Genomic DNA, 18631 nt, shown 5'->3' on the forward strand with positions numbered 1-18631 from the left:
CGCCCCGTTCCGAACTTCGAGACCTCCCCCATGAGTGCAACCCAGGCAGCGCCGGCACGCGACCGGCTGCGTATCGCCATCCAGAAGAGTGGCCGGCTGGCCGAGCCCGCCCGCAACCTGCTCAGTGCCTGTGGCCTGAGCTGGCGCGAGAGCCGCGACAAGCTGTTCTGCTACGGCGAATCGCTGCCGGTGGACCTGTTGCTGGTGCGCGACGACGACATCCCGGGCCTGATCGCCGACGGCGTCTGCGACCTCGGCATCGTCGGCCGCAACGAGCTGGATGAGCAGGCTGCGGCCCGCCGTCAGATCGGCCTGCCCGATGCCTACCAGGCGCTGCGCGGGCTGGGCTTCGGCCAGTGCCGGCTGATGCTGGCGGTGCCCGAGGAATGGCAGTGGCAGGGCCCGGCGCAGCTGGCCGGCACCCGCATCGCCACCAGCTACCCGGCCATCCTCAAGCAGTGGCTGGATGAGCAGGGCGTGGATGCGCAGGTGGTCGAGCTGTCCGGTTCGGTGGAGATCGCGCCACGCCTCGGTACCGCCGACCTGATCTGCGACCTGGTCTCCAGCGGCGCCACGCTGCGCGCCAACCAGTTGACCCCGGTGCACAACCTGCTCGACAGCGAGGCGGTGCTGGCGGGCGCGGTGCGCGTGCCGGATGACGCACGCGCGTCGCTGCGGGCGATGCTGCTGCGCCGTCTCGACGGCGTGGTGCAGCGCCAGGACCGCAAGCTGCTGATGTTCCGTGCCAGCGAGGATCGCGTCGATGCGCTGGCACAGTTGCTGGCCGATGCCGAGCCGCTGGTGCGGCTGCCGGCCGATGGCGGCGCACTGCGCCTGCAGACCATGTGCCCTGGCCCTTTGAGCTGGCAGCGCATGGAAGAACTGGAGCGCGCGGGCGCGCAGGGCCTGATGGTGTTGAGCGTGGAGCGGTCGCTGGCATGAACCGTCTGATCTGGTCCCGACTTGATGAGGCCGCGCGCAGCGCGGCACTGACCCGCCCGGTGCAGACCGTGGCGCAGCAGACCCGCGATGCCGTGGCGGCGCTGATCGCGCAGGTGCGTGAACAGGGCGACGATGCGCTGCGTGCGATTACCGCACGTTTCGATGGCGTGGAGCTGGTGTCCTTCGAGGTGTCCGATGACGAGTTCGCGGCCGCCGAAGCGGCGGTACCCGCGGAACTGCGCCAGGCCATGGTGGAAGCTGCCGGGCGCATCACGCGCTTCCACGAGGCTGGCATGGGCAAGGGCTATGCCGTGGAGACCGCGCCAGGCGTGGTCTGTGAACGCATGCTGCGGCCGATCGGCCGGGTCGGCCTGTACGTACCGGCAGGCAGTGCGCCGCTGCCGTCCACCGCGTTGATGCTGGGCGTGCCGGCGCAACTGGCCGGTTGCCCGCAGGTGGTGCTGTGCACGCCGCCGCGCGCCGACGGCACGGCTGATCCGGCGGTGCTGGTGGCCGCGCGGCTGACCGGCGTGCGGCGCGTGTTCAAGCTGGGCGGCGCGCAGGCGATCGCCGCGATGGCCTATGGCACCGCCAGCGTTCCGGCCTGCGACAAGCTGTTCGGGCCCGGCAACAGCTTCGTCACCGAAGCCAAGCAGCAGGTCGCGCAGGATGGCGCCGCCGCCATCGATATGCCGGCCGGTCCCTCCGAAGTGCTGGTGATTGCCGATGCAGGTGCAAACCCGGCGTTCGTTGCAGCCGACCTGCTGTCGCAGGCCGAGCACGGCCCGGATTCGCAGGTGCTGCTGCTGACCGACGATACCGCGATGCTGGCGGCGGTCGAGGCCGAAGTCGAGCGCCAGGTGGCCTTGCTGTCGCGCCAGCAGATCGCACGCCAGGCGCTGTCGGCCTCGCGGCTGATCCAGGTCGACTCGTTGGACGAAGCCTTCGCGATCAGCAACCGCTATGCACCGGAGCACCTGATCCTGGCATTGCGTGATCCGCGTGCGTGGCTGGACAAGGTGCAGGCGGCCGGCTCGGTGTTCCTGGGTGATTACACCCCCGAGGCACTGGGCGACTACTGCAGCGGCACCAACCACGTGCTGCCCACCGCGGGTGCCGCACGTGCCTACAGTGGTGTCAGTGTGGCCAGCTTCCAGAACCTGATCAGCGTGCAGAGCGCCAGCGCCGCCGGCCTGGCAGCGATTGGCGGCTGCGCGCGCATCATCGCCAGTGCCGAAGGCCTGGATGCACATGAACGTGCGGTCGCAGTGCGCATGGAGGTGGCAGCATGAACGCGGCTATCGATGATGTGCTGGCACTGGTTCGCCCGGATCTGCAGGCCTTCGCCGGCTACAGCTCGGCGCGCAGCGCGGCGGTGCAGGGCGAGGTCTGGTTGAACGCCAATGAATCGGCCTGGGCCAATCCCGCTGATGCCGCGGGCAGCAGCCGGCGCTATCCCGAACCGCAGCCGTTGGCATTGCGCGAGGGACTTGCGGCGCTGTACGGCGTGACGCCACAGCAGCTGCTGATCGGTCGCGGCAGCGACGAAGCCATTGATCTGCTGGTGCGTGCCCTGTGCGTGCCGGGCCGCGATGGCGTACTGGTCACGCCGCCGGTGTTCGGCATGTACGCCGTTTGCGCACGCCTGCAGGGCGCCGCATTGATTGAAGTGCCGCTGGTGGACAGCGAGGATGGCCTGCGCGCCGATCTGGATGCGGTGATCGATACCGCCAGGGCGCGCAATGCCAAGCTGGTGTTCCTGTGCGCACCGTCGAACCCGGCCGGCAGTGATATCGCCCTGGACGAGGTCGAACGGGTGGCGGTTGCGTTGCGCGGGCAGGCACTGGTGGTGGTGGACGAGGCCTATGTCGAGTACGCGCAGCGTCCGTCGGCGACCACGTTGCTGGCCGTGCACGCCAACCTGGCGGTGCTGCGCACGCTGTCGAAAGCACACGCACTCGCGGCCGCGCGCATTGGAACGCTGATCGCCGCGCCGGAACTGATTGCCGTGCTGCGCCGCTGCCAGGCGCCGTATCCGGTGCCGACCCCGTGCGCGGAACTGGCCGTGCAGGCCCTGCAGCCGGCCGCGCTGGCACGCACCGCCGAGCGCGTGGCCACGGTCATCGCCGAGCGCGAACGCCTGCGAACGGCACTGGCCAGCCTGCCCGGTGTACGCCGGGTGTACGCCTCGTCCGGCAACTACCTGCTGGTCCGCTTCGCCGATGCGCAGGCGGCGTTCGATACGCTGCTTGCTGCAGGGGTGGTGGTGCGCGACCAGCGCGCCGCGCCGCAGCTGGGCGATGCGCTTCGCATCAGCATCGGCAGCCCGGAAGAGAATGACCGCGTGCTCGCGGCCCTGTCGGCGCGGAGGGCCGCAGCATGACCCCGATCCTGTTCATCGACCGCGACGGCACCCTCATCGAGGAGCCGTCCGATTTCCAGATCGACGCCTACGAGAAGCTGCGCTTCGTGCCGCAGGTGATCCCGGCGCTGCTGAAGCTGCGGGATGCCGGCTACCAGTTCGTGATCGTCACCAACCAGGATGGCCTGGGCAGCGACAGCTACCCGCGTGCCAGCTTCGATGGCCCCAACGAGCTGATGCTGCAGATCTTCGAAAGCCAGGGCGTCACTTTCCGTGACGTGCTGATCGACTGCAGCTGGCCGCACGACAATGCGCCGACCCGCAAGCCGGGCATCGGACTGATGACGGCTTATCTGCAGGACCGCAGCATCGACTGGGCGCGTTCGGGCATGGTCGGCGATCGCATCACCGACCTGCAGTTTGCCGACAACCTCAACATCCGCGGTTTCCAGCTGCGCACCGCGCAGTTTGGTGGCGAGTGGGATTGGCCGGGCATTGCCCATGCGCTGGCCGATGCGCCGCGCACCGCCGTGGTCCAGCGCAACACGAAAGAAACGAAGATCCGCGTCGAACTGGACCTGGATTGCGCGGGTGATGCACGCATCTCCACCGGCCTGCCGTTCTTCGACCACATGCTGGAACAGATCGGCAAGCACGGTGGCTTCGCGCTGGACATCCAGGCCGAGGGTGACCTGCACATCGACGAACACCACACCATCGAGGATACGGGGCTGGCCCTGGGCCAGGCGCTGCGCGAGGCGCTGGGCGACAAGCGCGGCATCGGCCGCTACGGTTTCACCCTGCCGATGGACGAGACGCTGGCCAGCGCTGCGCTGGACTTCAGTGGCCGCCCGTACTTCGTGTTCGAGGGCGAGTTCAAGCGCGAACGCGTGGGCGACATGCCGACCGAGCTGGTGCCGCATTTCTTCCGCTCGCTGTGCGATGCCAGCGGCCTGAACCTCAACCTGCAGGTACGCGGCGACAACGATCACCACAAGGTGGAGGCGTGCTTCAAGGCCCTGGCCCGCGCGCTGCGTCCGGCGCTGGCCCGGCAGGGCACGGCACTGCCGAGCACCAAGGGGGCGCTGTGAGTGACGTTGCGCTGATCGATGCCGGCGGCGCCAACCTGGGCTCGGTGCGCTACGCACTGGAGCGCCTGGGTGCGACTGTGCGGCTGGTGCGCGATGCGGACGGTCTGGTCGGTGCGCAGCGGGTGATCTTGCCCGGCGTCGGCGCCGCCGGTCCCGGCATGCAACGCCTGCATGCGCAAGGCCTGGTGGAACCGCTGCAGCGACTGGAGGTGCCGCTGATGGGAATCTGCCTGGGCATGCAGCTGCTGTTCGAACGCTCCGAGGAGGCGGGTGTGGAGACACTGGGACTGATTCCCGGCGTGGTGCGCAAGCTGGTGCCGGCCTGCGGCATCCGGGTGCCGCACATGGGCTGGAACCGCCTGCTGCCGCTGCGCGAATCGCTGCTGCTGCGCGGCGTGCCGGAGCGTGCCAGCGCCTACTTCGTGCACAGCTACGCCGCGCCCCTCAATACCCACACCGTCGCTGCCTGCGACCACGGCGGCCTGTTCACTGCCGTGGTGGAGCAGGGGCGTTACTACGGCGCACAGTTCCACCCCGAGCGCTCCGGCGAGACCGGCTCGCTGATGCTGCGCAATTTTCTCGAGGGCACTGCTGCATGAGTTTCATCGTCTACCCCGCGCTGGATATCCGCGACGGCCGCGTGGTGCGGCTGCGCCAGGGCGACTACGCGCAGGAAACCTCGTATGGCGACGATCCGTTGCCACGCGCGCAGGCCTTCGCCGCGCAGGGTGCGCAGTGGATGCATCTGGTCGATCTGGACGCTGCGCGCGCCGGTGGCTATACGCTGGCGCCGCTACTGTCGTCGATCCGCGCGCAGACATCGCTGCAGGTGCAGACCGGCGGTGGCGTGCGCGGCCGCGACGATGTGGCGCGCATCCTCGATGCCGGCGCCGGTCGCGTGGTGGTCGGCTCGCTGGCGGTGCGTCGCCCCGATGAAGTGGTCGGCTGGCTGGAGGAATTCGGCGCCGATCGCATCACGGTTGCGCTGGACGCGCGCCAGGACGCACAGGGGCAGTGGCAATTGCCGGTGCACGGTTGGACCGAGAACGCCGGAGTGACCCTGGATGACCTGGCCCAGCGCTACGCGCGCGCCGGCATGCGCCACCTGCTGTGCACCGACATCGCCCGTGACGGCATGCTGGCCGGGCCCAATATCGACCTCTATTGGCACCTGTCCGGCTTGTTGCCGGGTGTGGCGGTGCAGGCGTCCGGTGGCATCCGTGACGTAGCCGATGTGGCCGAGGCCCGTGCCGCCGGCTGCGGCGGTGCGATTCTCGGCAAGGCACTGCTGGAGCAGCGCATGGACCTGGCGGAGGCACTGGCATGTTGAGCCGCCGCATCATTCCCTGCCTGGACGTGCGCGATGGCCGCGTGGTCAAGGGCGTGCGCTTCCGCGACCACGTCGACATGGGCGACATCGCCGAGCTGGCGCAGCGCTATCGCGACCAGGGGGCGGACGAGCTGGTGTTCTATGACATCGGCGCCAGCCCCGAGGCGCGTTCGGTCGACGTGGCGTGGATCGAGCGCATCGCACGATTGATCGACATTCCGTTCTGCGTGGCCGGTGGCATCGACAGTGTGGAAACCGCGCGCCGCGTGCTGTTTGCCGGTGCCGACAAGGTGTCGATCAACTCGCCGGCGCTGGGGCGCCCGGAGCTGATCACCGAGCTGGCGGACGAGTTCGGCGTGCAGTGCGTGGTGGTGGGCGTCGATTCGGTGCGCGAGGCCGACGGGCAATGGCGGGTGCGTCGTTTCAGCGGCGATCCGGATAAGACCCAGGCGGTGCCGCTGCGCACCCTGGACTGGATCGTCGAAGCACAACGGCGTGGCGCGGGCGAGATCGTACTGAACTGCATGGACAGCGATGGCGTGCGCCGTGGCTACGATGTCGTGCAGCTGCAACAGGCGCGGGCACTGTGCCAGGTACCGTTGATCGCCTCGGGCGGTGCCGGTGCGATGGAGCACTTCGCCGAAGCCTTCGACCAGGCCGACGTCGACGGCGCGCTGGCCGCCAGCGTGTTCCACAGCGGCGCCATCGCCATTCCAGAATTGAAGCGCTACCTGCGCGGACAGCAGATCGAGGTGCGGGATGTCTATTGAAGTCAGGCCGTCGTTGGACGCATTGCAGGCGCTGGACTGGGCCAAGGGTGACGGCCTGCTGCCGGCGGTGGTTCAGGATGCCGATACCCTGCAGGTACTGATGCTCGGTTATGTCAGCGCCGAATCGCTGGCGGCCACGCTGGCCATCGGCCACATGACCTTCTTCAGCCGCAGCAAGCAACGGTTGTGGACCAAGGGCGAGCAGTCCGGCAACGTGTTGGTGGTGCAGTCGATCAGCGTCGACTGCGATGCCGATACTTTGCTGGTGATGGCACGGCCGGCGGGGCCAACCTGCCACACCGGTGCAGAGAGCTGCTTTGACCAGGCGCCGAAGGATTTCCTGGGCGGGCTGGGCCAGCTGGTGGCGATGCGTGAGGCGCAACGCCCGCCGGGCAGCTACACCACCAGCCTGTTCGAGGGCGGCATCCGCCGTATCGCACAGAAGGTGGGCGAGGAGGGCGTGGAGACCGCCCTGGCGGCGGTGGCGCAGGATGATGAGGCGTTGCTGGGCGAGGCCTCGGACCTGCTGTACCACCTGCTGGTGCTGCTGCGCGCGCGCGGGCTGTCGCTGGTTGATGCGCGCGCGGTGCTGGAAAAACGCCATCGTTGACGTGTGGTAGTGCCGGCCGCTGGCCGGCAAGCCCCGGATGCACGACGTTCATGAGGCTGCCGGCCAGCGGCCGGCACTACCGGCATGCGTCATCGCGTGCGCGATGTCATCAACGGAATCTACAATAGGCGGTCTTTCTTTACCCGGACCGCCCATGAAACTGCCTGCCGCCTGGCTGTGCTGCCTGTTGCTGACCTCGCCGGCCTGGGCCGCGGATACCGTGGTCACCGGCAAGGTCTATCTGGAGCGCGACGGCAAACCCGGCCGCGGTGCGACCGATCCGGGCCTGGCCGGCGTGCAGGTCTCCAACGGCGAGGCCATCGTCAAGACGGCTGCAGACGGCAGCTACAGCCTGCCGGTGCGTGATGGCCAGACCGTGTTCGTGATCAAGCCCGATGCGTATTCCTTCCCGAAAGCGGCCGACGGCCTGCCTTCGTTCTGGCGCCACTATCGCCCGAACGGTTCGCCGGCGCTGAAGTACGGTGGCATCGCCGCCACCAGCGATGTCACCCGCAACTGGGATTTCGCCCTGCAGTCGGATCGCCATGACAGCCGCCGTGGTTTCCAGATGCTGGTATTCACCGACTCCCAGACCGCCAGCCTGAAGGATATCGGCTACTACCAGCAGTCGATCGTCGCGCCATTGGTGGGACAGACCAAGGCGCGCATGGGCACCACCCTGGGTGACATCGTCAACGACGACCTTACCCTGTATCCGGCGATCAACAAGGTCACCACCGGACTTGGCGTACCGTGGTTCCATGTGCCGGGCAACCACGATCTCGACTTCGACGCGGTCAGCGACGAACACTCGCTGGACAGCTGGCGCAACATCTACGGTCCGGACACCTACGCGGTGGAAGAGGGCGGCGCCAGTTTCGTGTTCCTGGACGACGTGGTGTACGACCCCAAGGCCAAGCCGAAGTACATCGGCGGCCTGCGCGAAGACCAGTTCGCCTTCCTCGCCAGCTACCTGAAGGGCCTGCACAAGGATCGCCTGCTGGTGCTGGGCATGCACATCCCGCTGTTCGACGCGGCGCCCGGACGCGAGACCTTCCGCCATGCCGACCGTCAGCGCCTGTTCGACCTGCTGAAGGACTTCCGCAACGTGCTGGTGCTCAGCGGCCACAGCCACACCCAGCAGCACGTCTACCATGGCAAGGCCGAGGGCTGGAACGGCGACAAGCCGCTGCACGAATACAACGTCGGCGCCAACTGCGGTGCGTTCTGGTCGGGCGTGAAGAATGCCGCCGGCGTGCCGGACAGCACCATGAGCGATGGCACGCCGAAGGGCTATGCGTTGCTCGACGTGGCCGGCAATGGCAGCTACAGACTGCAGTACCGCGTGGCCGGAAAACCGGCCAGCGAGCAGATCGGCCTGCATGCGCCGAAGGTGCTGCGCCAGGGCGCCTACCCGGCCTGGGGCATCTATGCCAACGTCTACATGGGTGAGGATGCCAGCGTGGTCGAGTACCGCGTCGATGGAGGCGCCTGGCAGCCGATGAAGCAGGTCAGCCAACCCGATCCGCGCCTGATGGTGGAGAACGTGGCCGACGATCTTGCAGACAGCCTGCGTGGCTACGACCGCTCGCCGGAGGCCACCGCATCGCCGCACCTGTGGCGTGGCGCGCTGCCGACCGATCTGGCCGTGGGCAGCCACAAGGTCGAGGTGCGCTCCACCCAGCCCGACGGCGCGGTGTTCACCGCCAGCACCAGCTACAGCCTGCAGACTGCCCAGCCCTGACCCCGCACACCACCGCTCCAGCGAAAGGACCCCGCATGGATATCCGCTTCATGGCCGGCACCACGCCGGTGACCCTCAGCCGCCACTGGTTCACCGGCGCGATGCAGTTGCAGAGCGCCACCGAGACGGTCTGGGTGCAGCACCCGCTGCATCCGGGCACCCACTTCTCGTTCTCGCTGGTACAGTCGTGGCTGCGCCACATCGCCGGCCATGAAGTGCTGGTCGAGCGCACCCGGCCGCTGCTGTTCGCCGGCTTCCGCCCGCAGCGGCTGCGAGTGCTGGTGGATGGTGTGCAGGTGGCCGAACAGGAAGGCATGTAGGCCAACCTGAACCATCGGCGCGCTAGGCAAAGCCGCCCCGATGCCTGAGAATCGGGGCGATTCAATCGATCCAAGCAGGCCAGCGTGACCATCGCAGCAGCGTCCCCGGTTTCCTCCGACTCCGCCCGCGGCGGTCTTCCACGCCGCCTGGTCGTTGCCGATGTCGGCGGCACCTTCGCCCGCCTTGCGCTGGCTGAAACCCAACCCGGCCAGGCGCCGCTGCTGGGCAACCATCGCACCTACGCCTGCGCCGAGCATCCCAGCCTGGCGGCGATCCTGGCCGATTTCACCGCAGGCCTTGGCCAGCCGGTGCAGACCGCGGTGGTGGCCATCGCCGGACTGCTTGATGGCGATGTGCTGATCAATTCCAACCTGCCGTGGACGGTCTTGCTGTCGACCACCCGCGCGCAGTCCGGGCTGCACGAGTTGCAGCTGATCAACGATTTCGAGGCGGTGGCGCTGGCCATCCCTTATCTGCAGCCGGACACGCTGGTGCCGCTGAACGGCGATGCTGATCCGGCGCAGGCATTCCCGGCGCTGGTGCTGGGTGCCGGTACCGGCCTGGGCGCCGCACTGCGCTTTGCCGACGGCGAGCGCCCGGTGCTGGCCAGCGAGATCGGCCATGCCGCGCTCGGCGCCGGCAACGCGCTGGAACTGCAGGTGCTGGGCAAGCTGCTGCAGCGTTGGGCGCACGTGGACAACGAACGCGTGCTGTCCGGCAGCGGCCTGATGAACCTGTATCCGTGCCTGTGCGAACTGCGCGGCGTCACCCCGGTGTGGACCAGCACCGAGGCACTGATCGGCGCCGCACGCAGCGGCGAGGATGCGCTGGCCGTGGAAACACTGCAGGTGTTCTGTGCGTGGCTGGGCAGCCTGGCCGGCGACGCAGCGATCGCCGTCGGTGCACGTTCGGTGTACCTGGCCGGAGGCATTTCCGCGCATGTGCAGGATTTCCTGGCCGATGGCCGCTTCCGTGAGCGCTTCCTCAACAAGGGCGTGCTGACCGAGGTGCTGCGCCAGGTGCCGGTATGGCGCGTGGAGCACGGCCAGTTGGGCGTGCTCGGCGCAGCGGTCTGGCACGCCGCACGGCAGCCCACGCACGACTGATCGGCAGGGTCGGCATCGGGCCGGCCGTGCATTGCAGACTGGGAGGGGAAGATGGTGGATCGCAGGCAGTTCCTGCAGGCCGGTGCACTGGCTGCAGGCATGGCGGCTTTGCCGGGCGTGCAGGCGCGCACGCAGGGTGGGGCCAAGGTGGTTTCGACCTGGGACTTCGGCGTACCGGCCAACCAGGCCGCGTGGAAGGTACTGGCGCAGGGCGGCAGCGCGCTGGATGCGGTGGAAGCAGGCGCACGCTGGGCCGAGAGCGAGCTCTGCAATCCCACCGTCGGCCATTGTGGCAACCCGGATCGCGACGGCGTGCTGAGCCTGGACGCGAGCATCATGGATGGCGATGGCCGTTGTGGCGCCGTGGCCGCGCTGGTCGACATCCTGCATCCGGTGTCGGTGGCCCGCAAAGTGATGGAGAACAGCCCACACGTGCTGCTGGTGGGCGAGGGCGCGCAGCAGTTCGCGGTGCAGCAGGGTTTCGAGCGCAAGCACCTGCTGACGCCGCAGGCCGAAGCGGCCTGGCGCGAGTGGCTGAAGACGGAGAAGTATCAGCCGCAGATCAACGCCGAGCGCCGTGGTATTCCCGGCAACAGCGACAACCACGACACCATTGGCATGCTGGCGCTGGATGCCAAGGGCCACCTTGCCGGTGCCTGCACCACCAGCGGCATGGCCTGGAAGCTGCACGGCCGGGTCGGCGACAGCCCGATCATCGGTGCCGGCCTGTATGTCGACAACGACGTGGGCGCGGCCACTGCTTCGGGCGTGGGTGAAGAGATGATCCGCAACGCCGCTTCGTTCCTGGTGGTCGAACTGATGCGCCAGGGGCGCTCGCCGGCACAGGCCTGCCGTGAAGCCATCGACCGCGTGGTGCGCAAGCGCCCCGAAGCGAGCAGGACACTGCAGGTCTGCTTCCTGGCCATGAACAAGCAGGGCGAGGTGGGCGCCTACGCGTTGCATCGCGGCTTCGTCTACGCCGTGTGCGATGCGCAGCGCCAGGATGACCTGCGCGACTCGCCGTCGATCTACACGAGCACCCAGGCGTGAGCACGCGGCTGACCCTGGAGATCGCCAGCAACTCGCTGGCCTCGGCGCTGGCCGCCCAGGCCGGCGGCGCCGACCGCATCGAGCTGTTCGACAACCTGGCCAAGGGTGGTACCACGCCGTCGTTCGCCAGCATCGCGATTGCGCGCGAACGCCTGTCGATTCCGCTGTTCGTGCTGGTGCGGCCCCGCCCGGGCGACTTCCACTACGACGCGCTGGAAATCGAACTGATGCTGCGTGACATCGCGCAGTGCCGCGCGCTCGGCTGCGATGGCGTGGTGATCGGTGCGCTGGATGTGCAGGGCGGTATCGACGTGGCGTTGTGCCGTGAACTGGTGCAGGCTGCCGGGCCGCTGCAGGTGACCTTCCACCGCGCCTTCGATGCCGCCCGCGATCTGCCGGCGGCACTGGAACAGGTGATCGAACTGGGTTGCCAGCGCGTGCTGACCTCGGGCGGCCAGGTCAGTGCCGAGGCCGGTGCCGATGTGCTGGCAGGCCTGGTCACCCAGGCGGCGGGACGTATCACGGTGATGGCCGGCGCCGGGCTGGGCCCGGCCAATGTCGCCGCCGTCGCACGACGCAGCGGCTGCACCGAACTGCACGCCTCGGCCAAAGGCCTGCGGCGCTCGGCCATGCAATTCCAGAACCCGGACCTGCGCGGGCTGGACCCGGACTGGAGCCAGACCGCCACCGCGACCGTGGCCGCACTACGGCAGGCGCTGGACGGCTGAGAGCTGCCCGGGGTCGGATCCCTTCGCAGAGGGGCTCTGACCCCACCCGACGCAATCGGGTCAGAGCCCCTCTGCGAGGGGATCCGACCCCGGACGCTGGCTTGCGCCGGACATATCCGTTCCGCGCGCGATTGTCGCGATCGTGTCATCGACGTGTGCGCTGTTCTCTCAGCGATGTTTCGCAACCCTTTGATTGTTCTGGATGCCGGCAGCCGATAGCGGCATTTCCTCGGGCATTGCTGCATCGCCGCATGCCCGGCGTGGTTCAGCTGTGCTTTAGTTTGGATCGATCCACAGGGGGGGGTGTCGGGACGGTCTTGAACCGATCCAGGTGCCCGGATCAGCCGTAGCGCCGCGCCACCACCCGTCCGTGCGTCCACACTTTCGAAGAGCAACCACCCATGGCTCAGATCGTCCGCAAGCGTCGTCACCTGCTGTCCCAGGCCCTGGTCCTGGCCCTGTTGCCCCTGGCTGCCAGCGCGCAGGAGGCTGCCAGTTCATCCACCAAGGATCTCGACGCGGTCACCGTCACCGGCTCGCGCATCAAGCGCGCCAGCGTCGAAGGCCCGGCACCGGTCAACGTGATCACCGCCGCGCAGATCCAGAAGGAAGGCTTCGTCAGCGTGTACGACGCGCTGAAGACCCTCACCGAAGCGACCGGCACTGTTGAAGCCGCCTCGCAGTGGGGCTCGCACACGCCCAATGCCAGTGGCCTGAACCTGCGCGGGATGGGCCCGAACCGCTCGCTGCTGCTGGTCAACGGCCGTCGCGTGGCCGACTACCCGCTGCCCTATGGCGGTGAAACCAACTTCTCCAACTACGGCAACATTCCGGCCGCGGCGGTGGAGCGCATCGAAGTGCTGACCGGTGGCGCCTCGGCCATCTATGGCTCGGATGCGATCGCCGGCGTGGTCAACGTCATTCTGAAGACCAACTACGACGGCGACGAAGTGCGCGTGCGTGGCGGCACCTCCACCGAGGGTGGGCGCGACACCTGGGACCTGTCCTGGGCCGGCGGCAAGACCGGTGACAACTGGAGCGTGACCTACGCGCTGCAGTACACCAAGCGCGATCCGTTGTTCGGCCGTGACCGCCCGCAGATGGACGACGCCGATGATGCGCCGTACCCGTCCTGGAACATGGAACAACGCAAGGTCGGCTTCCGTCCTACCGCCGGTCTGGCGCTGATCGATCCCACCACGGGCCAGCGCCTGGCGCCGCCCACCGGCACCTGCGAGAAGTTCGGCAGTGAGTACTACACCGCCGATCGACTGGTCTACAACTACGCCGCCAACACCATCACCAACACCGGCCGCCTGTGCGGCATGAGCGCCGACTACGCCAACTGGCTGCTCACCGGCGGCGCCGAGAACGTGTCCGGCAACCTGTATGCCACCTTCGATTTCAGCAATGACCTGCAGGCCTGGACCAATCTGGCGGTCTACCGTTCCGAAGCGATCTGGGGCACCAATCCGCCCGGCGTGTCGCTGGTCGACGATGACAACGGCTACTACTGGGACGCCAACCGCAACCGCCCGATCCTCGGCGTGCGCCAGTTCACTCCAAACGAGGTGGGTGGCCTGGATACGCTGCGTAACACCAACCGCGAACTGTCCTGGGACTGGAGCGCCGGCCTGCGTGGCCGCCTCGCCGACCGCTTCGACTGGAGCGCCACGGTGGGGCGCTCGTACTACCGCGTGGAAGAACGGCAGAACGTGGTCGACAAGCAGAAGTCGTACGACTACTTCCTCGGCCCGAAGCTGGGCACCACGGCCGATGGCGAGGCGATCTACGCCTTGAACGAATCGCGCTGGTGGAATCCGCTGACGCCGGACCAGTACTGGCAGATGGGTACGGTGGCGAAGAACCGGGCGGCGTCCTGGGTCAACCAGGCCTCGGCGGATATCACCGGCGAACTGTTCCAGGGCTGGGCCGGCCCGATCTCGTTCGCCGCAGTGGCTGAAGTCGCGCAGCAGGGTTATCACCTCAGCCCCGACCCACGCGCAGGCATCGACTTCGACCTGCAGAACGTCGATCGCGGTGGCGGCGAGCGCACCCGCTATTCGGCCGGCGTCGAATTCAAGATTCCGCTGCTGGACAGCGTGACCGCCACTGCGGCCGCGCGCTATGACCGCTATGGCAACTACAAGGCCGACGACAGCAGCGAAGCACTGGACATCGGCAGCCAGAAGGAAACCACCTGGAACGTCGGCCTGGAATGGCGCCCGGTTGAATCGTTGCTGGTGCGTGGCTCCTATGCCACCAGCTTCCATGCGCCGGACATGCATTACCTGCTGGGCCAGCCGAGCAGCTCCGAAGTGCAGACCTATGACCGCCTGCGCTGCATCCAGAGTGGCGCGTACCTGGTCAACAACTGCGGCGTGGGCAACACCGATGTCTGGTACACCTTCGACGTGAACCGGCGTGGCACGCCGCTGCTGCGCTCGGAAACCGGTGATTCGTGGACGGTCGGTTTCGTCTGGGACGTGATGCCGAACCTGTCGGTCAGTGCCGACTACTGGGCGATCAAGCTGGAAGACATGATCGTCGACGTCGGCGCCGATGAGGTGCTGGCCAGCGAGGCCGGCTGCCTGACCGGCAAGAACATCGATGGCACGCCATGGGCCAATCCGGCCGGTGGCGAATACTGCGCCGGCATCCTGGCCCGTGTGAACCGTGACAGCAGCGGCCGCCTGGTGTCGATCGAGCGCGGCCCGTTCAACCTGGCCAGCCGCGAAGTGCGTGGTGTCGACCTGACCGCACGCTATCGCCTGGAAACCGCGCAGTGGGGCAGCTTCCAGCTGGGCCTGAACTACACCAACCAGATCTCGACCAAGGAACAGCGCTACGCCAACGATCCGAATCCGGAACGCCGCGACCGCGACCTGCGCAGCAAGCTGCGCGCGAGCCTGGCCTGGCAGCGCGGCAACTGGAATGCCAATGTCTATGCCGACCGCGTGGGCTCGGTGCCGGGCGTGCGCTACCACTGGGGCACCGACCGCCTGGACAACCCCGGCGGCTGCCTGCCGTTCGCCGACGGCTACGTGCCCAGCGACAGCCCGTCGCTGAACTGCCTGGAGCCGGCGACACGTCCGGACGGCTCGCCGAACCCGAACCCCAATGCCGGGCAGCAGACGGCGCGCTACTACGGTCGAGTGGGGCCGTTCATCACCTGGAACTTCAACGTGGGCTACCAGGTGACCGAACACGCGAAGGTAAACGTGTACGTCAACAACGCCTTCAACGCAGCCAGCTGGAACCACAAGGACCCGTACAAGCTGGATTACGACTTCGCCCCGACCCGCCTGCTGGGGGCGGTCGGCCGCGAGTTCGCGTTGGAGTACGTGTTCACCTTCTGAGCAGACCCGCAGGGGGCGCCGGGCCTGATCCGCCTGGCGCCTCCGTCCGCTCAGCAGTTCCACGCCATGCGTGGATGAACCCCATCATGAACCCCCGGGGTGGCTGGATTTGACCTTCCCACGATGGCAAGGTTTAGCCTGTCCGCATCCAGAAGGAACCCCGGGAATCCGATCATGAGCATGCCCCGCGCCACTGCAGCCCCCGCAAGCCCTGCCACCATCAGCCTGCCCATCGAGGGAATGACCTGCGCCAGCTGTGTCGGCCGGGTCGAGGCGGCGCTGTCCAGGGTCGAAGGCGTGGGCAGTGTTTCGGTCAATCTGGCCACCGAGCGCGCGGATATCCGCCCGTCCGGTCCGGTCGATCGTGCCGCGTTGATCCAAGCGGTGGAGCGGGTGGGCTACGACGTGTCCCCCGCCACCGTTGAACTGGCCGTGGAAGGCATGACCTGCGCCTCCTGCGTGGGCCGCGTGGAGCGCGCGCTGCTGGCGTTGCCAGGCGTGAGCCAGGCCAGCGTGAACCTGGCCACGGAGCGTGCGACCGTGCGCGGCGTGGCTGATACGGCCGCCTTGGTTGCGGCCATCGACAAGGTCGGCTACGCCGCCCGCCCGATCGAGGCCGGTGTGCAGTCCGATGATGAAGCCGCTGAAAAGAAGGATGCCGAGCGCGCCGAACTGAAGCGCGACCTGATCGTGGCGACCGCGCTGGCGCTGCCGGTGTTCGTGCTGGAGATGGGCTCGCACCTGATTCCCGGCATGCACGAATGGGTGATGGCCACCATCGGCATGCAGGCCAGCTGGTACCTGCAGTTCGTACTGACCCTGCTGGTGCTGGCCATTCCCGGCCGCCGTTTCTACCAGAAGGGGTTCCCGGCACTGCTGCGGCTGGCGCCGGACATGAATTCACTGGTGGCGGTGGGCACCGCCGCGGCGTTTGGCTACTCGGTGGTGGCGACCTTTGCACCGCGGCTGCTGCCGCCGGGCACGGTGAACGTCTACTACGAAGCGGCCGCGGTCATCGTTGCGCTGATCCTGCTCGGCCGCTTCCTCGAGGCCCGCGCCAAGGGCCGTACCTCCGAAGCGATCAAGCGTCTGGTCAACCTGCAGGCCAAGGTCGCCCATGTGTTCCGTGACGGCCGCACCGTCGACATCCCGGTCAATGAAGTGCAGAGCGGCGACATGGTGGAAGTGCGGCCGGGCGAGCGCGTGCCGGTCGATGGCGAGGTGGTTGAAGGCCGCAGCTACATCGACGAATCGATGATCAGCGGCGAGCCGATCGCGGTCGAGAAGCAGCCGGGCAGCAGCGTGGTGGGCGGTACGGTCAACCAGAAGGGCGCACTGACGGTACGTGCCACGGCGGTGGGCGCGCAGACCATGCTGGCGCAGATCATCCGCATGGTCGAACAGGCGCAGGGCTCGAAGCTGCCGATCCAGGCGGTGGTCGACAAGGTCACGCTGTGGTTCGTGCCGGCGGTGATGCTGGCCGCGCTGGCGACCTTCCTGGTCTGGTTGATCTTTGGTCCGTCACCGGCGCTGAGCTTCGCGCTGGTCAACGCGGTAGCGGTGCTGATCATTGCCTGCCCGTGCGCGATGGGGCTGGCCACGCCGACCTCGATCATGGTCGGTACCGGCCGCGGCGCCGAAATGGGCGTGCTGTTCCGCAAGGGCGAAGCACTGCAGCTGCTGAAGGACGCGAAGGTGGTGGCGGTGGACAAGACCGGCACGCTGACCGAAGGCCGCCCGCGCCTGACCGACTTCGAGATCACGGACGGTTTCAATCGCAGCACCGTGCTGGCGGCGGTTGCCGCAGTGGAATCGCGCTCTGAGCATCCGATTGCCCGCGCCATCGTCGATGCAGCCACCGAGCAGGGCATCGCGCTGCCGTCGATGGTCGATTTCGAATCGGTCACCGGCATGGGCGTGCGTGCCAACGTTGATGGTGCGCGGGTGGAGGTCGGTGCCGATCGCTTCATGCGCGACCTGGGCGTGGACATCACTTTGTTCGCGACGCTGGCGGCAGAGCTGGGCACCCAGGGCAAGTCGCCGCTGTATGCCGCCATCGACGGCCGCCTGGCCGCAATCATCGCGGTATCCGATCCGATCAAGCCGAGCACGCCGGCCGCAATCGCGGCACTGCATCAGCTTGGCCTGAAGGTGGCGATGATCACCGGTGACAACGCTGGTACCGCGCAGGCGATCGCGCGCCAGCTCGACATCGACGAAGTGGTGGCCGAGGTGCTGCCGGAAGGCAAGGTCGAGGCGGTGCGCCGGCTGAAGGCCGCGCATGGTCATGTTGCGTTCGTCGGCGATGGCATCAACGATGCACCGGCGTTGGCCGAGGCCGATATTGGTCTGGCCATCGGCACCGGTACCGATATCGCGGTGGAATCGGCCGACGTGGTGCTGATGTCCGGCAACCTGCAGGGCGTGCCGAATGCCATCGCGCTGTCGAAGGCGACGCTGGGCAACATCCGGCAGAACCTGTTCTGGGCCTTCGCCTACAACACCGGGTTGATTCCGGTAGCGGCCGGCGTGCTGTACCCGGTCTGGGGCGTGCTGCTGTCGCCGGTGTTCGCGGCCGGTGCGATGGCCCTGTCCAGCGTGTTCGTGCTGGGCAACGCGCTGCGCCTGCGCCGCTACCAGCCGCCGATGGCGGATGCCGCCGCTGCCACCCACTGAAGGAGATCCGCATGAACATCGGTGAAGCTGCCAAGGCCTCCAGCGTGTCGGCGAAGATGATCCGCTACTACGAACAGATCGGCCTGATTCCCGCAGCTGATAGAACCGAGTCGGGCTACCGGGCGTATTCGCAGGCGGACATCCACCGCCTGCGTTTCATCCGCCGCGCGCGCGATCTTGGCTTCCAGGTGGCCGAGATCACTGATCTTCTGGGCCTCTGGAATGACACCTCGCGGCACAGTGCCGACGTGAAGCACCTGGCCGAACAGCACATTGCCGATCTTGAACAGCGCATCGAGCACATGCGGCAGATGGCCGACACGCTGAAATCGCTGATCAGTTGTTGTGCCGGCGACGAGCGGCCGGAGTGCCCGATCCTGCAGCGGCTGGGTGAGGACGATCAGACGCCGGTGCCGGTCGATACCGCGAAGACCGGTGCGGTGCGGCGGCGTACGCACAAGCATTGACTCGATATCGCATGCATGAAAAAGCCCGCCGGGTGCAGCGGCACCGGGCGGGCTTTCCTGTGTGAGACGGGGTAG

At 67.7% G+C, this 18631-nt stretch carries 16 protein-coding genes; all 16 read left to right on the forward strand.

Annotated elements, in window-relative coordinates:
* Window positions 1-30: 30 nt before the first annotated feature.
* The 16 genes from hisG to cueR all read left to right on the forward strand — a co-directional run bounded on the left by hisG (window position 31) and on the right by cueR (window position 18556).
* A complete protein-coding gene (gene hisG, locus AC5P5R_RS11440; RefSeq protein WP_019338500.1) occupies window positions 31-942 on the forward strand; it encodes an ATP phosphoribosyltransferase in 912 nt (303 codons plus the stop codon).
* Complete coding sequence (gene hisD, locus AC5P5R_RS11445) at window positions 939-2234, forward strand: histidinol dehydrogenase (RefSeq protein ID WP_099527180.1); 1296 nt, start codon at window positions 939-941, stop codon at window positions 2232-2234. Before hisG ends, hisD begins: the two co-directional genes overlap by 4 nt.
* Window positions 2231-3325, forward strand: coding sequence for a histidinol-phosphate transaminase (gene hisC, locus AC5P5R_RS11450; RefSeq protein ID WP_005409427.1), 1095 nt, complete (start codon window positions 2231-2233; stop codon window positions 3323-3325). The genes hisD and hisC overlap by 4 nt, the downstream gene beginning before the upstream one ends.
* Window positions 3322-4395, forward strand: a complete 1074-nt coding sequence (gene hisB, locus AC5P5R_RS11455; protein WP_099524025.1) for a bifunctional histidinol-phosphatase/imidazoleglycerol-phosphate dehydratase HisB — start codon at window positions 3322-3324, stop codon at window positions 4393-4395. Before hisC ends, hisB begins: the two co-directional genes overlap by 4 nt.
* Entirely contained in the window at window positions 4392-4994 is a 603-nt protein-coding gene (gene hisH, locus AC5P5R_RS11460; protein WP_024956882.1) for an imidazole glycerol phosphate synthase subunit HisH, read from the forward strand. The genes hisB and hisH overlap by 4 nt, the downstream gene beginning before the upstream one ends.
* A complete protein-coding gene (gene hisA, locus AC5P5R_RS11465) occupies window positions 4991-5725 on the forward strand; it encodes a 1-(5-phosphoribosyl)-5-[(5-phosphoribosylamino)methylideneamino]imidazole-4-carboxamide isomerase (RefSeq protein ID WP_065183922.1) in 735 nt (244 codons plus the stop codon). The genes hisH and hisA overlap by 4 nt, the downstream gene beginning before the upstream one ends.
* Window positions 5719-6495: an imidazole glycerol phosphate synthase subunit HisF gene (gene hisF / locus AC5P5R_RS11470; RefSeq protein ID WP_005409431.1), complete on the forward strand. Its 777-nt coding sequence runs from the start codon at window positions 5719-5721 to the stop codon at window positions 6493-6495. Before hisA ends, hisF begins: the two co-directional genes overlap by 7 nt.
* On the forward strand, window positions 6485-7105 hold the full coding sequence (gene hisIE / locus AC5P5R_RS11475; protein ID WP_099485076.1) for a bifunctional phosphoribosyl-AMP cyclohydrolase/phosphoribosyl-ATP diphosphatase HisIE: 621 nt from the start codon (window positions 6485-6487) through the stop codon (window positions 7103-7105). Before hisF ends, hisIE begins: the two co-directional genes overlap by 11 nt.
* Before the next feature lie 154 nt (window positions 7106-7259).
* The gene (locus tag AC5P5R_RS11480) at window positions 7260-8849 is read left to right on the forward strand and encodes a calcineurin-like phosphoesterase C-terminal domain-containing protein (protein WP_049461190.1); all 1590 of its coding nucleotides are present in this window, start codon (window positions 7260-7262) and stop codon (window positions 8847-8849) included.
* A gap of 35 nt (window positions 8850-8884) precedes the next feature.
* A complete protein-coding gene (locus tag AC5P5R_RS11485) occupies window positions 8885-9169 on the forward strand; it encodes a hypothetical protein (RefSeq protein WP_012480039.1) in 285 nt (94 codons plus the stop codon).
* An 84-nt stretch (window positions 9170-9253) separates the two neighbouring features.
* A complete protein-coding gene (locus tag AC5P5R_RS11490; RefSeq protein WP_024956876.1) occupies window positions 9254-10276 on the forward strand; it encodes a glucokinase family protein in 1023 nt (340 codons plus the stop codon).
* 51 nt (window positions 10277-10327) lie between these two features.
* Entirely contained in the window at window positions 10328-11326 is a 999-nt protein-coding gene (locus AC5P5R_RS11495; RefSeq protein WP_049461188.1) for a glycosylasparaginase, read from the forward strand.
* Window positions 11323-12054: a copper homeostasis protein CutC gene (locus AC5P5R_RS11500; RefSeq protein ID WP_100438478.1), complete on the forward strand. Its 732-nt coding sequence runs from the start codon at window positions 11323-11325 to the stop codon at window positions 12052-12054. The genes AC5P5R_RS11495 and AC5P5R_RS11500 overlap by 4 nt, the downstream gene beginning before the upstream one ends.
* Window positions 12055-12455: 401 nt before the next feature.
* On the forward strand, window positions 12456-15413 hold the full coding sequence (locus AC5P5R_RS11505) for a TonB-dependent receptor plug domain-containing protein (protein ID WP_049459273.1): 2958 nt from the start codon (window positions 12456-12458) through the stop codon (window positions 15411-15413).
* 174 nt (window positions 15414-15587) lie between these two features.
* A complete protein-coding gene (locus tag AC5P5R_RS11510) occupies window positions 15588-18089 on the forward strand; it encodes a heavy metal translocating P-type ATPase (protein ID WP_111722977.1) in 2502 nt (833 codons plus the stop codon).
* Window positions 18090-18100: 11 nt separating this feature from the next.
* Window positions 18101-18556, forward strand: a complete 456-nt coding sequence (cueR, locus tag AC5P5R_RS11515; protein ID WP_005409440.1) for a Cu(I)-responsive transcriptional regulator — start codon at window positions 18101-18103, stop codon at window positions 18554-18556.
* Window positions 18557-18631 lie beyond the last annotated feature (75 nt).

Source organism: Stenotrophomonas sp. YJH_SMC_19, from assembly GCF_059367915.1.

Bases quoted from the DNA above. Each gene is read 5' to 3' on its own strand.
- hisA (WP_065183922.1), top strand. From the start codon at position 4,991: ATGAGTTTCATCGTCTACCCCGCGCTGGATATCCGCGACGGCCGCGTG.
- AC5P5R_RS11485 (WP_012480039.1), top strand. From the start codon at position 8,885: ATGGATATCCGCTTCATGGCCGGCACCACGCCGGTGACCCTCAGCCGC.
- AC5P5R_RS11505 (WP_049459273.1), top strand. From the start codon at position 12,456: ATGGCTCAGATCGTCCGCAAGCGTCGTCACCTGCTGTCCCAGGCCCTG.
- hisB (WP_099524025.1), top strand. From the start codon at position 3,322: ATGACCCCGATCCTGTTCATCGACCGCGACGGCACCCTCATCGAGGAG.
- AC5P5R_RS11510 (WP_111722977.1), top strand. From the start codon at position 15,588: ATGAGCATGCCCCGCGCCACTGCAGCCCCCGCAAGCCCTGCCACCATC.
- cueR (WP_005409440.1), top strand. From the start codon at position 18,101: ATGAACATCGGTGAAGCTGCCAAGGCCTCCAGCGTGTCGGCGAAGATG.
- AC5P5R_RS11480 (WP_049461190.1), top strand. From the start codon at position 7,260: ATGAAACTGCCTGCCGCCTGGCTGTGCTGCCTGTTGCTGACCTCGCCG.
- hisF (WP_005409431.1), top strand. From the start codon at position 5,719: ATGTTGAGCCGCCGCATCATTCCCTGCCTGGACGTGCGCGATGGCCGC.
- hisD (WP_099527180.1), top strand. From the start codon at position 939: ATGAACCGTCTGATCTGGTCCCGACTTGATGAGGCCGCGCGCAGCGCG.
- AC5P5R_RS11495 (WP_049461188.1), top strand. From the start codon at position 10,328: ATGGTGGATCGCAGGCAGTTCCTGCAGGCCGGTGCACTGGCTGCAGGC.
- hisC (WP_005409427.1), top strand. From the start codon at position 2,231: ATGAACGCGGCTATCGATGATGTGCTGGCACTGGTTCGCCCGGATCTG.
- hisIE (WP_099485076.1), top strand. From the start codon at position 6,485: ATGTCTATTGAAGTCAGGCCGTCGTTGGACGCATTGCAGGCGCTGGAC.
- hisG (WP_019338500.1), top strand. From the start codon at position 31: ATGAGTGCAACCCAGGCAGCGCCGGCACGCGACCGGCTGCGTATCGCC.